We start from the raw sequence: 13,823 nt of genomic DNA, 5'->3' as shown, positions 1-13,823 counted from the left end.
CTCCGGCGGGTTAGAGGGCGGTGGCCCCGCCGTCCACGGGCAGGACGGCCCCGGTCACGTAGTCGGAGGCGGGGCTGGCCAGGAACAGGACCGCCCCGCCCAGCTCCCCCGGGGCCCCCGGGCGGCCCAGGGGCAGGGTGGCCCTGAGGAAGGGCTCGGCCCGGGGCAGGACCCTCTCCGTCATCCGGGTGGGGAAAAACCCCGGGGCGAGGGCGTTCACCCGGATGCCCCACCTCCCCCACTTCACCGCCAGGTCCCGGGTGAGGGCGATGAGGCCTCCCTTGGAGGCGGTGTAGCCCACGGCGTCCAAAACCTCGGGGGGCTCCCCCTTGAGCCCGGCCACGGAGGCGATGTGAAGGATCTTGCCGTAGCCCTGTTCCTTCATGCGCCGTGCGGCCACCCGGCTGGCCAGAAAGGCCCCCACCAGGTTCACCTCCAAGACCTCCCGCACCTTCTCCGCCGGCATCTCCAGGGAAGGGGCCCCCCAGCTGATCCCGGCGGCGTTCACCAGGATGGTCAGGGGTCCAAGCTTCTCCTCCACCTCCTCCGCGATGGCCTCCAGGCGGGCCTCGTCCCGCACGTCCCCCTCCAGGTAGAGGGCGTCCTCCCCTAGGGCCTTTTGGGCCTCGGCAAAGAAGCTCGCCCGCCGCGCCACCACCGCCACCCTGGCCCCGGCCTCCTTCAGAGCGAGGGCGGCCTCGAGGCCAAGCCCCCGGGAGCCCCCGGTGACCAGGGCCGCCTTGCCATCTAAGCGGAACTTCTCCAGGAACACTATGCGCTCCCTTGGAACATGTCCCTGTACTGCTCCCTTATAGCACGCTTCAGGAACTTGCCTGCGCTAGTCTTTGGGATCTCTTCCACGTAGACGTAGGCGTCGGGAAGCTGCCACTTGGCGAAGCCCGCCCGGAGGAGGTGCTCGTTCAGCTCCTCCGGGCTGGGCCTCTCCCCCCGGGGCACCACCACCGCCAGGGGGCGCTCCTGCCACTTGGGGTGCGGGATGGCCACCACCGCCGCCTCCTTCACCTTGGGGTGGCCCATGAGGGCGTTTTCCAGGTCCACGCTGGAGATCCACTCCCCCCCCGACTTGATGAGGTCCTTGAGCCGGTCCTTGATCTCCAGGTAGCCCTCCTCGTCCCAAACGGCGATGTCCCCGGTGCGGAAGAAGCCGTCCGGGGTGAGGGCGCTGCGCGTGGCCTCCTCGTTTTGGTAGTAGCTCCCGGTGATCCAGGGTCCCTTGAGCTGGACCTCCCCCAGGGTTTTCCCGTCCTGAGGCACGGGCCTACCCGCTTCGTCGGCCACCCGGAGGCGCACCAGGGGGATGGGGAGGCCGGTCTTGGCCTTGAAGGTGATTCGCTCCTCCGGGGAAAGCCTCTCCTCCAGGTAGCCCTTGATGAAGTTCATCACCACCACCGGGGAGGTCTCGGTGAGGCCGTAGCCCTGGCGCACCTCTATGCCCATGCGCTCAAAGCGCTCCACCAGGCTCCGTGGGGCCGCCGAGCCCCCTACGGTGAGGCGCTTTAGGGTCTTCAGCCGGTGGCCGGTGCTCTCCAGGTAGTCGGCCAGGGCGAGCCACACCGTAGGCACGCCGGCGGTAAAGGTCACCCCTTCCCCGTCAAAGAGCTCCACCAGGGAGGCGGGGTCAAGCCTCGGCCCCGGCAGGACCTGCTTGGCCCCCACCAGGGTGGCCCCGTAGGGGAGGCACCAGGCGTTGACGTGGAACATGGGGACCACGGGCAGGACCACGTCCTTTTCCGAGAGCCCCGTCCCGTCGGGTAGGCCGGCCGAGAGGCTGTGGAGGACCAGGGCGCGGTGGCTGTACACCACCCCCTTGGGGAGGCCGGTGGTGCCGGTGGTGTAGGCCATCCCGCAGGCGGCCCTTTCCGGCACCCGCACGGGGTCCGCCTCTTCCCCCAGGAGCTCCTCGTAGGCCAGGTAGCCCTCGGGGGCCTTCGCGTCCATGACCACGAAGTGGGCCACGGTCTTGAGCTCGCCCCGTAGGGCCTCTACCAAGGGCAGGAGCTGGGGATCCAGGAGGAGGACCTTGTCCTCGGCGTGGTTCAGGATGTAGGCGATCTCCTTGGGGGAGAGGCGGGGGTTGGCGGTGTGCAGCACGGCCCCCATGCCGGGGACGGCGAAGTAGGCCTCCAGGTGGCGGAAGTGGTTGAAGCCGAGGGTGGCCACCCGGTCCCCCACGCCCACCCCGAGGGACTTTAGGCCGCCCATGAGCCTCCTGGCCCGGCGGTACACCTCGGCGTAGGTGGTGCGGTGGAGCTCTCCGGTGTGGAGGCGGGAAACCACCTCTTTCCTGCCAAAAAGGGCTGCGGCCCGCTCCAGAAGGTCCCAAAGGTTGAGCTCCTCCTCCATCATGGTGCTGGGAAGCATCTTTTCCTCCCCTCAGCGGCTTGGCCTCGGCGGGTCAGGCCTCGGAACACCGACCGGTCGGTAGGGTCACTTTACCCCGGTTGGGGGAGGGTGTCAATGTGTTTTATGGAGATTTTGCTCACGAGCCGTAATAATCGTGAAACTTTACACATTATCCCCCCCATACAGAGCCTGAACCTCCCCCAAAAGCGCCTCCACCTCCACTACCGGCCTCCGGCAAACCCCGCGGCGGCAGGGATAGGCCTTTCCCGGCTCTTTGCCCTCCAAGGTGGGGAGGGCTCCCGCCGGGGCCAGAACCAGCTGGGTAAGGGGGAGGTAGAGCCGCCTCGAGGCCTCCGCCAGGGGGGAGGGAAGGGGAACGGCCAGCTCGGAGCCCGCCTCCAGGAGCCGCTTGGCCAAAAGGAACCCGGGGAAGGCGTGGGGATAGCGGCCAAGGAGAAGGGCCCGGCTTTCCAGGATCCTCTCCGCCCGCTCCCGGTAGCCTTGGCCCTCGCCAAGGAGGGCCTCGAGGCGCCAAAACGCCTCGGCCAGGGCGCTTGCCCCCGCCGGCAGGGCTGTCTCGTCCATCTCCTGGGCGGGAAGGGGCAGGCCACTCTCAGCTTCGGAAGGGCCGAAGGCCAAAAGGGCCTCCTCCGCCAGAAGGCGGGCCTGCTCCAGGTAGGGCCCCTCCCCCGTGGCGGTGTACAGCTCCAGCAGGGCCAGGGCGGCAAAGCTCTGGTCCGAGAGGAAGGCCTCCTCGCCCAGGTCCCCCCTGCGCCAGGCGTGGCGCAGGAGGCCTCCCCGGCGCATCCTCGCGAGGAGGAAGCGGGCCCCCTTGCGGGCAGCCTCCAGGTAGCGCCTCTCCCCCAAAAGCCTCCCCCCCTCGGCCAGAGCCCGCACCGCCAGGGCGGACCAGTCGGCGAGGACCTTGTCGTCCAAGGCAGGCGGGGTCCGCCGCCCGCGCGCGGCGAGAAGCCTCGCCCTGACCCCAGCCCGCCAGGCGGCCAAGCCCTCCCCCAAAGCCTCCCTCACCTCCCCCTCCCCCCAGGCGGTGAGGACCGAGCGCTCCCCCAGGTCCTCCCCTAGGGCAAAGTAGCGGCGGGCCAGGGGAAAATCTTCCCCTAAGGCCTCCTTCAGCTCGGCCTCGGTCCAGGTGTAGTACCGCCCCTCCTCCCCCTCGCTCTCCGCATCCACAGCGGTGTAAAACCCCCCCTCCCGGTCCTGCATGGAAAGGAGCCAGTCCAGGGTCTCCTGGGCCACCCGGAGGTAGAGGGGTTCCCCCCAAAGCGCGTAGGCCTCGAGGTAAACCCGGGCCAGGAGGGCGTTGTCGTAGAGCATCTTCTCAAAGTGGGGTAGCCGCCAGAAGCGGTCCACGCTGTACCGGTGAAACCCACCCCCCACCTGGTCGTAAAGCCCCCCAAGGGCCATGGCCCGGAGGGTGGGAGGGAGGAGCCTTCGTGCCGTAGGCTCTCCCTCCCAGGCCCGGGAGAGGAGGTAAAGAAGGAGGGGCCCCTGGGGGAACTTGGGGGCGGGGAGGAACCCGCCCCACTCGGGGTCAAAGGCCTGCGAAAGCGTTCCCAGCGCCCTTTCCTCCAGGTCCGCCGCCAGGGGCCCCGGAGGCGGGGTCAGGCTGCGCCAAAGCGCCTTGGCCAGCCGCTCCGCCTCCTCCAGGACTTCCCGCCGCCCCTCCTGCCAGGCCCGAGCCACGGCCAGGAGGACCCGTTTGAACCCGGGGAGGCTCCCCCGGTCCTCTTTGGGAAAGTAGGTGCCCCCGAAGAAGGGCTTGCCCTCGGGGGTGAGGAAGAGGCTCATGGGCCAGCCCCCCTGGCCCGTGAGGCTCACAAGGGCCCGCATGTAGGCGGCGTCCACGTCGGGCCGCTCCTCCCGGTCCACCTTCACGGGCACGAAGTGGGCGTTGAGCAGGGCCGCCACCTCGGGGTCCTGGAAGCTTTCCCGGTGCATCACGTGGCACCAGTGGCAGGCAGCGTAGCCCACGGAGAGGAAGACAGGCTTGTCCTCGGCCCTCGCCTTCCGGAAGGCCTCCTCGCCAAAGGGGTACCAGTCCACGGGGTCCTCGGCGTGGGCGAGGAGGTAGGGGCTTCGGGCGCCCTTGAGGCGGTTTCCCATCCCCTCCAGGCTAGGGCGGGGAGCCGAAGGGGAAAGGCCCTCTCCTTACAATGGGGGCGTGGAGGCGCTCGGGAAAGGCGGCTTGGAGGAGGCCCTAAAGGCCTGGCTCCTGGAGGACCTGGGACACGGGGACCTCACGAGCCTTCTCGTGGTCCCGGAGGACCTTTGGGGCGAGGCCGTGATCCTCGCCAAGGAAAGGGGCGTCCTCGCAGGGCTTTGGGTGGCGGAGCGGGTCTTCGCCCTCGCCGACCCCCGCGAGGCTCGCCCTTAACCTCCTCCAGAGGCTTTCCGGGATCACCACCCTGACCCGGGCCTACGTGGAGGCCCTCGAGGGGACGGGGACCCAGGTGCTGGACACCCGCCTCAAGGAGAACCACATCCGGGCCGCGGGCGGGGTAAGGGAGGCGGTGCGCCGCGCGGGAGGGCGGGTGCCCCTCGAGGCGAGCGGGAACATGACCTTGGAGCGGGCGCGGGCGGCAACGGAGGCCGGGGTGGACTACGTCTCCGTGGGGGCCCTCACCCACTCAGGCCTTGGACCTCTCCCTCCTGGTGGTGCGTCCATGATGGCAAAGTATGCTACCATGATGGCATGGTGCGCACCCAGGTGCAGCTCACTGAGGCCCAGTGGGCGCGGCTCAAGGCCAAGGCCCACGCGGAGGGGGTTTCCTTGGCGGAGCTCGTGCGCCGGGCGGTGGAGCGGTTTTTGGAAGAGGAGGGTGAGGGCTATGAGGGCCAGGCCAGGCGGGCCCTCCTCGCCGTGGGCCGCTTCGCCTCCGGCCAAAGGGACGTGAGCGAGGCCCACGACCGCTATCTGGAGGAGGCCTTTGGCCGTCTTCCTTGACACCTCGGCCCTCTACGCCCTTCTGGACCGGGACGACGCCCATCACCAGGAGGCCGCCCAAACCTTCAGGGGGCTTCTGGAGGCCCGCTGGCCCCTCACGACCCACGCCTACGTGGTGGTGGAGAGCGTGGCCCTGGTCCAAAGGCGGCTCGGCGTGGAGGCGGTCCAGGCCCTGGCCCACGACCTCCTGGGGGTGGTGGAGGTGGCGCCCGTGGGCGAGGCCCTGCACCGCGCCGCCCTCACCGCGCTCCTGGCCTCAGGCAGGCGGGAGGTAAGCCTGGTGGACTGGACGAGCTTCCTCTTCATGCGGGAAAGGCGGCTGGAAAAGGCCTTCGCCTACGACGAGCACTTCTGGGAACAGGGCTTCGTCTCCGTAGGGGAGGCCCTGCATAGTGGATAGGATGCGTGGGGAAGCCTTGGCGCAAGCTCTTCCCCGTGACCACGAACCCTCGAGGGGCCACCGGGGACGGGATGGCCCTGGCCTGGCGGGCGGGGGCGGTGCTCCGCGACCTGGAGTTCGTCCAGTTTCACCCCACGGCCCTGCCGGAGGGCTCCCTGGTCTCCGAGGCCTGCCGGGGGGAGGGGGCCCTGCTCCTGAACCGCCGCGGGGAACGCTTCATGCCCCGCTATGACCCCCTGGGGGAGCTCGCCCCCCGGGACGTGGGGGCCCGGGCGGTCTTCCGGGAGGGGAGGGAGACGGGCGGGGTGTACCTGGACCTCCGGCCCATCCCCCACCTGGAGGAGCGCTTCCCCACGGTGGTGGCCCGGGCCCGGGCGCTCGGCCTTGACCCCCTGAGGGAGCCCCTCCCCGTGGCCCACTACGCCGTGGGCGGGGTGAAGGTGGACCCCCGGGGCTACATCGGGGTCCCCGGGCTCTACGCCGCCGGGGAGGTGGCCTCCACCGGCTTCCACGGGGCGAACCGCCTGGCCTCCAACAGCCTCCTCGAGGGCTTGGTCATGGGGGAACGGGCGGCGAAGGCGGCCCTAGGGGACTTGGCCTTCCCCCCTCGGGCCGAACCCCTTCCCGCCCTGGCCGCTCCTCCGGAGGTCCATGGAGGCCTTGGCGGGGGGAGGAGCTCCGGGCCTTCCTCCGCCTGGCCAGCCGAGCCGAGCTGGAGGCGGGAAGCCTCCTCCTCTTGGCGAGACTCCTGGCCCGGGAGGAAAGCCGCGGGGCCCACGTCCGCGAGGATTTCCCCGGGGCTTGGGAGGAGGCTTACCCCCTCGAGGCCCAAGGCCTCCAGCTCCGCCGGGTCCCCCGGGGCGAGGGCTAGGCCACGGGGGCGCGGAGGTGCCTCCGCGCCCAGCCCTCTATGGCGGCGATCACCGCCTCCAGTTCCCGGCCTGCCTCCGTGAGCCGGTAGCGGGTGCGGGGAGGCATGTGGGACTCCACCCGCTTCTCCACCACCCCCACCGCCACCAGGTGCTCCAGGCGCTGGGAGAGGGTGGCCGGGTTTACCCCGCCCACGGCCCGGGCCAGCTCGTTGAAGCCCTTAGGCCCCTCCAGGAGAGCGCGAACGATGTGGAGCGTCCACTTCTCCTGGAGGAGGTTCAAGGCAGCGTAGACGGGGCAGAAGGCGCCGGGCTCGCCCATGCACCTATGGTAGCACGGGCCTAAGCGCCCTTACGGGCCACCAGGGTGAGGACGGTGTAGGCGGCCACGGTCTTGCCCTCCTGGTTCACCACCTCCACGGCCCACTCCACCACGCCCGCCTTCTCGTCCCGGGGCCGCTTGCGCTTCACGGTGAGCCGGGCCTGGAGGGTGTCCCCCGCGGCCACGGGTTCCAGAAAGCGCAGGCCCTCGAGGCCGTAGTTGGCCAGCACCGGGCCCGGGGCCGGATCCACAAAAAGGCCCGCCGCCGCCGAGAGGACGAAGTAGCCGTGGGCCACCCGCTTGCCGAAGAGGCTCTCCTTGGCAGCGAGCTCGTCGGTGTGGGCGTAGAAGTGGTCCCAGGAGAGGGCGGAGAAAAGGGTGATGTCCGCCTCGGTGACGGTGCGGCGGTGGGTGGTGAGGGTCTCGCCCACCTCGAGGTCCTCGTAGGCCTTGCGGAAGGGGTGGACGCTTGCGGGCCTTTCCGCCCCCTTGGCGTGCTCCCCCGTGAGGGCGGAGAGGAGCCAAGGGTCGGCCTGGAGGGCAAGGCGCTGGAGGTGCCGCCTCACCGAGAGAAGGCCCCCAAGCTCCTCCCCGCCCCCGGCCCGCCCCGGCCCCCCGTGGAGGAGGCGGGGGAGGGGGGAGCCGTGCCCCGTGGAGGAGGCTGCGGTGCGGGCGTTCAGGAAGTGAAGCCGCCCCACGTGGGGGGCGAGGGCCTCCAGGTAGAAGCGGGCCTCCTCCGGATCCTTCGTGGCCACGGTGGCCACGAGGCTTCCCCCGCCCAGGGCGGCGAGCCTCGCCGCCTCCTCCCGGGTTCGGTAGGGAAAGAAGGTGGCCACGGGGCCGAAGGGCTCCACCTGGTGCAGGGCCTCGGGCCAGGGGTCCTCGGCGAGGAGGAGGGTGGGGGGGAAGAAGGCCCCGTCCCGCCTCCCGGGGTGGGCCCAGTAAACCCGGGCCCCGGCCTGCAAAAGGGCCTCCACCGCCCGCTCCACCTCGGCCTTCTGCTCCAGGGAGGCGAGGGGCCCAAGGTCCACCCCTTCCTCCCGGGGGTCGCCGGGCCTTAAGGTCTCCAGGCGCTCCCGGGTGGCCTGAAGGAGGGCCTCGAGGCGGTCCTTGGGCGCCAGGACCCGGCGGATGGCGGTGCACCGCTGCCCCGTCTTGATGGCGAGCTCCTGGGCGATCTCCTGGGCGAGGCGCTTAAGCTCCTCCTCCGTAGCCTCCTCCCCCAGGAGGGCGGGGTTTAGGGAGTCGGCCTCGGCGTTGAAGAGAGCCCCCCGCTCCAGGAAGGCCGGGTGGCGGCGGAGCCGGTCCGCGGTGGCCTTGGACCCGGTGAAGAAGACGCTGTCCCGGTAGTCCAGGGCGTCCAGGAGGTCCCCCACGCTTCCCGAAAGGAGCTGGAGGCTCCCTTCGGGGAGGAGGCCCGACTCCAGCATCATCCGCGCCAGGGCCTCGGCCACGTGGGCCGTGGGGGTGGCGGGCTTCGCCAGGGTGGGAACCCCAGCAAGGAAGGCGGGGGCGAACTTCTCCAGAAGCCCCCAGACAGGGAAGTTGAAGGCGTTGATCTGGACGGTGATCCCCCCCTTGGGGGCAAGGACGTGCCGCCCCTGGAAGGAGAGGTCCCGGGAGAGGGGGAGGAAGTCCTCCTCGGGGAGGAGGTTTCCCTCGGGGAGGCTGCGGGCCAAGGAGCTATACGTGTAGAGGACCCCGATTCCCCCGTCCACGTCGTACCAGGCGTCCCGCCTGGTACCCCCCGTGGTGGCGTAGAGGCGGTAAAGGGCCTCCTTCCTCTCCGAGAGGTACTGGGCGAGGGCCCTAAGCCTCCGGCCTCGCTCCTGGAAGCCCAGGGCGGAAAGGGCCTTCCCCCCCACCTCGCGGCCCCAGGCCACCGCTTCCTTCAGGGGCAGGCCCTGGGCCGTGACGTAGGCCAGGACCTCCCCTGTGCTCGCGTCCCGCACGGGAGTGCCCTCTCCCTGGCCCTCCCGCCACTCCCCCATAAGGTAGCTTTGGAGCTTCATCGCTTTTCCTTTCTCAGACCGTCTTGAAGGCCTCAAAGACCTCGCCGCAAGCGGCGCACTGGTAGAGCCTCTTGCACAGGGTGGTCCCGAAGGGGTTCTTGAGGGCCACCTCCCGGCTTCCGCACCGGGGGCAGGCGGGGTCTTCCCCCGCCATGGGGAGGGGGAGGGGTGGGGCGATGCCGTAGCCTCGGAGCTTGGCCTTGGCCTCCTCGGTCATGGCCTCGGTGCTCCAAGGGGCCCTGGCCTCCTCCACCTCCACCTCCCCTGCCCCCGCCTCCTTGAGGGCCCTCACGATTTCTTCCCGGATGGTCTGCAGGGCCGGGCAGCCGGAGAAGGTGGGGCGGAAGCGCACCCTGACCCTTTCCCCCTCGGCCTCCACCCCCAGGACCATCCCCATCTCCACGATGTTGAGGACGGGGATTTCCGGATCCTTCACCCCCTTTAGGGCCTCCCAGTACCGCGCTACCACGCCTTCGCCTCCTTATCCCAGCGGGCCACGGACTGCATCTCCGCGAGGAGGGACCACAGGTACTCCGTGTGCTCCTTGCGGCTCTTGGGCACGTACCCCCCTTCCGGCAGCCTGAGCCCGGAGCGGGTGAGGTGGCGGGCGGCCTCCTCCAGGTAGCGGGCCTCGAGGGCCCTCAGGTCCGGCACGTACCCCGCCGTCCAAAGCTCCTCCTCCCCGGGGAGGGGCACGAAGAGCTGCTTGGCGTAGGGGAAGAGGACCTCCAGGGCCCTCTCTGCCCGGGCGTGGCTTTCCTCCGTCCCCTGGCCGAGCCTTTCCACCCAGAGGGCAGAGTGCCTAAGGTGGAAGCGCTCCTCCTTGAGGGCCCTCTCCGCCACCTCCGCGAGGGGCCTATAGGCGCTCCGCCCAGCCTCGGAAAGCCAGAGGTTCTCATAGAGGTCAAAAAGGTACTGCCGGACCATGGTGAAGGCCCAGTCCCCCTTGGGAAGCTCCACCAGGACGGCGTTTTGGTACTCCAAGGGGTCCCGCAGGAAGACGAGCTCATCAAGATACGCTTCCGCGTGACCGGGGTCGGACCCCTCCAGCTCGCGCCTCAGCTCCAGGTAGAGCTTGGCGTGGCCCAGCTCGTCCTGGGCCAGGTTGGCGATGGCGATGTCCTCCTCGAGGATGGGGGCGTGGGCCACCCACTCGGAGAGGCGCTGGGCCAGGACCACCTCGTCGTCGGCCAAGGCGGTGAGCTTGGCGATGAGGGCCTCCTTCAGGCGGGGGTCAAGCATCCGCCACCTCCTTGGCGGTGATCAGCCCGTAGTAGCTCTGGAGGCGGTAGGTCTTGTCCTTGGCCGGGGCGAACCAGCTCTCCACCACCTCCGGCGTGGGCTCGGTGCCCACGAGGAGCCTTTCCGGCACCGCCCAAAAGGCCACGCCCCCGCCTTGGAGCAGGGCCTCCTTCACCGCCTCCTGGGGGCTTCGGGCCAGGAAGCGGCCCACCAGATCCCCGTAGACCATGCTCCGGCGGTGGCTCCGTTTGGCGAAGACCCAGTAGGCCTCCTCCTCCCCTAGAGGCCCCTCCAGGGCCTTCGGGTCCTTGAGGCCCTCCTGGCTCACGTGGAAGAAGGCCTCCGCTGGGGCCACAAAGAGGGCGTAGGCCGAAGGCCGCCTCACGAAGACGTGCCGGGCCAGGAGGAGGGCGTGCTCGGGGTCTGCGGCGTGCACCGAGCCCACCATCTGGGGCAGGCTCCTCTCGGTGTCCTGCTTGATCACCTCAAACCGGGGCCACTCGGTCCCCCACATAAGGCCTCCCTAGTCCGCGGCCTGGGCGAGCCGCCTCTTGGCGTAGGCCTCCATGGCCTCCCGGACCCAGCGCCCCTCCTCGTGGGCCTTCCTCCTCGCCTCGAGGCGGTGCCGGTTCATGGGGCCTTCCCCGTTGATCACCTTCCAGAACTCGTCCCAGGGGATGGGGCCGTGGACCCAGTTCCCCGTCTTCTCGTCGTAACGGAGGTGGGGGTCGGGGATAGTGAGCCCCGCCTCCAAGAGCTCGGGCACGTGCTCGTTCAGGAACTCCTGCCGGATCTGGTCGTTGGTCTTGGTCTTGATGCCCCAGCGGAGGAGGAGGGGGGTGTGGGGGGAGTCGGTGTCGTGGGGCCCCGCCATCATCAGGGTGGGCCACCACCAGCGGTTCAGGGCGTCTTGGACCATCTGGCGCTGCTTGCGGGAGCCTTTCGCGTAGAGGAGGACGGCCTCCTTCCCCTGCTTGTGGTGGAAGGTCTCCTCGGCGCAGATGCGCACCATGGCCCGGGAGTAGGGGCCGTAGGAGCACTGGGCCAGCATGGTCTGGTTCTTGATGGCCATGCCGTCCACCAGCCAGCCGATGATGCTTACATCCGCCCAGGTAAGGGTGGGGTAGTTGAAGATGTTGGAGTACTTGGCCTTGCCCGAAAGGAGCGCCGCCACCATCTCCTCCCGGCTCACCCCTAGGGTTTCGGCGGCGTGGTAGAGGTACTGGCCGTGCCCCGCCTCGTCCTGGACCTTGGCCAGGAGGATGAGCTTCCGCCTTAGGGAGGGGGCCCGGGGGATCCAGGCGCCCTCGGGGAGCATCCCCACCCACTCGCTGTGGGCGTGCTGGGAGATCATGCGGATGAGCTGGCGCCGGTACTCCGCAGGCATCCAGTCCCCGGGCTCAATCTTCTCCCCCCGGGCGATCCTCGCCTCAAACTCCGCAAGCCTCTCCTGGTAGTCCGGGTCCTCGGGGTAACCGATCCTAAGCTTTACCATCCTCGCCTCCTTCCTCCACGCCCAGGGCTCTAAGGAGCATCCCGGCGTAGGCCTCGGCCAGGGCCTCGAGGGAAAGGGGACCGTCCTTGCGGTACCACTGGTAGGTCCAGTTGAGGGCCGAGAGGACGAAGAGGGTGGCCAGGCGGAGGTCCTCCACCCGGAACACTCCCTTTTCCACCCCTTCCGCAATCACCCCCTGGACCCCCTCCTCGTAGCGGCGCCTCAGGGCCTTGGCCTCCTCGAGGAGGGGAGGGGAGAGGTGCTTCCACTCGTGGAAGAAGACCGTGGCCCGGGGAAGCTCCTCGGCGATGACCCGGAGATGCCCCTTGACGAGGGCCTTCATCCGGGCCACGGGGTCTTCCGGGGGCAGAGCCTCCAAGACCTTCTGGAACCTTTCCGCGGCCTGGCGCACCACCTCCAGGAGGAGCTCCTCCTTGGAGGCGATGTGGGCGTAGAGGCTCCCCCCCTGGAGGTTCAGGGCCTTGGCCAGGTCGCGGATGCTGGTGGCGTGGTAGCCCCGCTGGCTGAAAAGGTGGCCGGCCATCTGGAGGATCTGGCTGCGCCGGTCCATGGCTAACAATCGCTTGTTAGGTTAGCATACCCAGGGCAGCGGGACAAGTGTCCCGGCTCACCTTTTAGAGGTCTGGGAGCCTCGAGGCCGCCTCCTTCAGCCTTTCCCGGGAGGCGTGGAGGTAGATCTGGGTGGTGGCGATGGACTCGTGGCCTAAGAGGTCCTTTACCGCGTCCAGTTCGGCCCCCATCTCCACCAGGAGGGTGGCGTAGGCGTGCCGGAGCTTGTGGGGGGTGAACCGCCGGGGGTCCAGGCCCGCCCTAAGGGCGGCTTCGCGAAACTTGGCCTCCACCCAGCGGGCAGAGGGAATGTGGCCCCGGCGCCTGCCCTGCGAGAATGTGAATATACTCACATTACCGGGAGCCGGCCCCAGCGCCTCCAGAACCTCCTGGGCCGTCTTGGAAAGGGGCACGAGCCTTTCCTTGTTCCCCTTGCCCACCACCCGCACCGCCACGGGGCGGCCCGCCTCCAGGAGGAGGTTCCGCCCCTTGAGGGAGAGGGCTTCGGAGATGCGGAGGCCCGTGCCGTAGAGGAAGCGGGCGAGGGCCACGAGGAGCCGGGCCTCCTTCTCCTGGGACAAGGCCTCGAGGAAGCGCCGCAGCTCTTCAGGGCCAGGGTGCAGGGGAAGGCGCCTCCCCGCCTTGGGCCGGCCGATGCCCTCCGTAGGGTCCGCCGCGGCCTCCCCCCGCACCTGGGCCAAGTAGCGGTAGTACCCCCTCAGGGCGGCGAGGAAGCCCTGGACCCGCCTCGCCGCCCAGCGCTTTTCTAGGAGGAGGGCGCGCACCGCTTCGGGGCCTGGCGGGAGGCCGCGCTCCTCGAGGAAGCGGAACCACAGGACCAGGTCCTGAAAGTAGCGTCGCACCCCCCTTGGGGAGTGGCCCCGCTCCAGAAGCAGGTACTCCGCGTAGGGGGCAAGGGCCCCACGGTACGCTTCCGCGTGGCCGAGGTAGGCCCTCGCCCAGGCCTTCCCGATCCCAAGGGCCTGCCAGAGGGCCCAGGTTGGCTCTGGAGGCGGGGTTTTGGTCGTGCGCTTCTCCGGGGGCATGGGGGCATTATACATGCGCGAAATGTACCTTTCGCGAAGATACAAGACACGCTGCACCTCACCCCGCGAACCCCGTGCCGGTAGGCTGAGGCCTAGGGCGGCCCCCGTGGCTTTACGGGGAACGCCTCGAGGACCTTGAGCATGCCCCTGAGCCCTACCTTTCTGCAAGCGGTGCGGGAAGCCCTAGGGCGCTTTCCCACCCCGTTCTACGCTTACGACTGGACCCGCATCGCCGCCCAGGTAAAGAGGCTCAGGCAAGCCTTCCCCGAGGCCAGGCTCTTTTACGCCCTCAAGGCCAACCCCCGTCTGGGCCTCCTACGCCGCCTGCGCGCCCTGGGCCTGGGAGCCGAGGCCGTCTCCCTGGGGGAGATCCTCCGGGCCTACCGGGCAGGGTTTGGCCCCGAGGAGGTGCTCTGGAACGGCCCAGTGAAGACGGAAGAAGCCCTGGGAACGCTTCGGGAGAAGGCCCCTTGGGTGGTGTTGGATTCCGAGGGCGACCTCCTGCGGGTAGCCCGGGTCCTCCTCCGGGTGAACCCGG

General features: G+C 69.6%; 13 protein-coding genes and 3 pseudogenes. 5 read left to right on the top strand and 11 right to left on the bottom strand.

All coding sequences use genetic code 11. From position 1 onward, the window contains the following. Positions 1–10: 10 nt before the first annotated feature. From H531_RS0107255 to H531_RS0107245, 3 genes are all read right to left on the bottom strand, one after another. Positions 11–772, bottom strand: a complete 762-nt coding sequence (locus H531_RS0107255) for an SDR family oxidoreductase (protein ID WP_022798693.1) — start codon at positions 770–772, stop codon at positions 11–13. Beyond that, positions 772–2,382 carry a long-chain fatty acid--CoA ligase gene (locus H531_RS0107250; protein WP_028490716.1) on the bottom strand — a complete coding sequence of 537 codons (1,611 nt, stop codon included), beginning with the start codon at positions 2,380–2,382 and terminating at the stop codon, positions 772–774. The genes H531_RS0107255 and H531_RS0107250 overlap by 1 nt, the downstream gene beginning before the upstream one ends. 144 nt (positions 2,383–2,526) lie before the next feature. Next, entirely contained in the window at positions 2,527–4,488 is a 1,962-nt protein-coding gene (locus H531_RS0107245; protein WP_022798691.1) for a thioredoxin domain-containing protein, read from the bottom strand. A 58-nt stretch (positions 4,489–4,546) separates the two neighbouring features. On the opposite strand from H531_RS0107245, the pseudogene H531_RS13885 reads away from it, so the two are divergent. The 4 genes and pseudogenes from H531_RS13885 to H531_RS13475 all read left to right on the top strand — a co-directional run. Continuing rightward, positions 4,547–5,052: pseudogene (locus H531_RS13885) on the top strand (nicotinate-nucleotide diphosphorylase). Between the two features lie 25 nt (positions 5,053–5,077). Continuing rightward, the gene (locus tag H531_RS0107235) at positions 5,078–5,329 is read left to right on the top strand and encodes a ribbon-helix-helix domain-containing protein (RefSeq protein ID WP_022798689.1); all 252 of its coding nucleotides are present in this window, start codon (positions 5,078–5,080) and stop codon (positions 5,327–5,329) included. After that, positions 5,313–5,729: a type II toxin-antitoxin system VapC family toxin gene (locus tag H531_RS0107230; protein ID WP_022798688.1), complete on the top strand. Its 417-nt coding sequence runs from the start codon at positions 5,313–5,315 to the stop codon at positions 5,727–5,729. The genes H531_RS0107235 and H531_RS0107230 overlap by 17 nt, the downstream gene beginning before the upstream one ends. Positions 5,730–5,752: 23 nt before the next feature. Continuing rightward, positions 5,753–6,600 (top strand): annotated as a pseudogene (locus tag H531_RS13475) (FAD-binding protein); the annotation flags it as partial. Here H531_RS13475 and H531_RS0107220 read toward each other — a convergent pair. From H531_RS0107220 to H531_RS0107185, 8 genes are all read right to left on the bottom strand, one after another. Further along, positions 6,597–6,920, bottom strand: a complete 324-nt coding sequence (locus tag H531_RS0107220) for a winged helix-turn-helix transcriptional regulator (RefSeq protein WP_022798687.1) — start codon at positions 6,918–6,920, stop codon at positions 6,597–6,599. The pseudogene H531_RS13475 and the gene H531_RS0107220 sit on opposite strands and share 4 nt — an antisense overlap. A 20-nt stretch (positions 6,921–6,940) precedes the next feature. Continuing rightward, positions 6,941–8,932 (bottom strand): phenylacetic acid degradation bifunctional protein PaaZ, encoded by a 1,992-nt coding sequence (gene paaZ / locus H531_RS0107215; RefSeq protein WP_022798686.1) that lies wholly within the window; start codon positions 8,930–8,932, stop codon positions 6,941–6,943. Positions 8,933–8,945: 13 nt separating this feature from the next. Then, the gene (gene paaD, locus H531_RS0107210) at positions 8,946–9,401 is read right to left on the bottom strand and encodes a 1,2-phenylacetyl-CoA epoxidase subunit PaaD (protein ID WP_022798685.1); all 456 of its coding nucleotides are present in this window, start codon (positions 9,399–9,401) and stop codon (positions 8,946–8,948) included. After that, on the bottom strand, positions 9,395–10,174 hold the full coding sequence (gene paaC / locus H531_RS0107205) for a 1,2-phenylacetyl-CoA epoxidase subunit PaaC (protein WP_022798684.1): 780 nt from the start codon (positions 10,172–10,174) through the stop codon (positions 9,395–9,397). The genes paaD and paaC overlap by 7 nt, the downstream gene beginning before the upstream one ends. Continuing rightward, positions 10,167–10,688 carry a phenylacetic acid degradation protein gene (locus H531_RS0107200; RefSeq protein ID WP_022798683.1) on the bottom strand — a complete coding sequence of 174 codons (522 nt, stop codon included), beginning with the start codon at positions 10,686–10,688 and terminating at the stop codon, positions 10,167–10,169. Before H531_RS0107200 ends, paaC begins: the two co-directional genes overlap by 8 nt. Positions 10,689–10,697: 9 nt before the next feature. Further along, a complete protein-coding gene (gene paaA / locus H531_RS0107195; protein ID WP_022798682.1) occupies positions 10,698–11,669 on the bottom strand; it encodes a 1,2-phenylacetyl-CoA epoxidase subunit PaaA in 972 nt (323 codons plus the stop codon). Beyond that, positions 11,656–12,240, bottom strand: a complete 585-nt coding sequence (locus tag H531_RS0107190; protein WP_022798681.1) for a TetR/AcrR family transcriptional regulator — start codon at positions 12,238–12,240, stop codon at positions 11,656–11,658. Before H531_RS0107190 ends, paaA begins: the two co-directional genes overlap by 14 nt. Before the next feature lie 64 nt (positions 12,241–12,304). After that, a complete protein-coding gene (locus tag H531_RS0107185) occupies positions 12,305–13,300 on the bottom strand; it encodes a tyrosine-type recombinase/integrase (RefSeq protein ID WP_439332789.1) in 996 nt (331 codons plus the stop codon). A gap of 126 nt (positions 13,301–13,426) precedes the next feature. Here H531_RS0107185 and H531_RS0107180 point away from each other — a divergent pair. Then, positions 13,427–13,823: pseudogene (locus tag H531_RS0107180) on the top strand (diaminopimelate decarboxylase); the annotation flags it as partial.

The organism is Thermus islandicus DSM 21543 (genome assembly GCF_000421625.1).
In the GTDB taxonomy this organism is placed as follows: Bacteria; Deinococcota; Deinococci; order Deinococcales; family Thermaceae; genus Thermus; species Thermus islandicus.
Note: the sequence above shows the minus strand (reverse complement) of the source record. Positions and strands in the feature narration are given on the sequence as shown.

Excerpts from the sequence above, each read along its gene's own strand:
- H531_RS0107235 (WP_022798689.1), top strand. The coding sequence starts at position 5,078 with ATGGTGCGCACCCAGGTGCAGCTCACTGAGGCCCAGTGGGCGCGGCTC.
- H531_RS0107245 (WP_022798691.1), bottom strand. The coding sequence starts at position 4,488 with ATGGGAAACCGCCTCAAGGGCGCCCGAAGCCCCTACCTCCTCGCCCAC.
- H531_RS0107200 (WP_022798683.1), bottom strand. The coding sequence starts at position 10,688 with ATGTGGGGGACCGAGTGGCCCCGGTTTGAGGTGATCAAGCAGGACACC.
- H531_RS0107220 (WP_022798687.1), bottom strand. The coding sequence starts at position 6,920 with ATGGGCGAGCCCGGCGCCTTCTGCCCCGTCTACGCTGCCTTGAACCTC.
- paaC (WP_022798684.1), bottom strand. The coding sequence starts at position 10,174 with ATGCTTGACCCCCGCCTGAAGGAGGCCCTCATCGCCAAGCTCACCGCC.
- H531_RS0107185 (WP_439332789.1), bottom strand. The coding sequence starts at position 13,300 with ATGTATAATGCCCCCATGCCCCCGGAGAAGCGCACGACCAAAACCCCG.
- paaA (WP_022798682.1), bottom strand. The coding sequence starts at position 11,669 with ATGGTAAAGCTTAGGATCGGTTACCCCGAGGACCCGGACTACCAGGAG.
- H531_RS0107190 (WP_022798681.1), bottom strand. The coding sequence starts at position 12,240 with ATGGACCGGCGCAGCCAGATCCTCCAGATGGCCGGCCACCTTTTCAGC.
- paaZ (WP_022798686.1), bottom strand. The coding sequence starts at position 8,932 with ATGAAGCTCCAAAGCTACCTTATGGGGGAGTGGCGGGAGGGCCAGGGA.
- H531_RS0107250 (WP_028490716.1), bottom strand. The coding sequence starts at position 2,382 with ATGCTTCCCAGCACCATGATGGAGGAGGAGCTCAACCTTTGGGACCTT.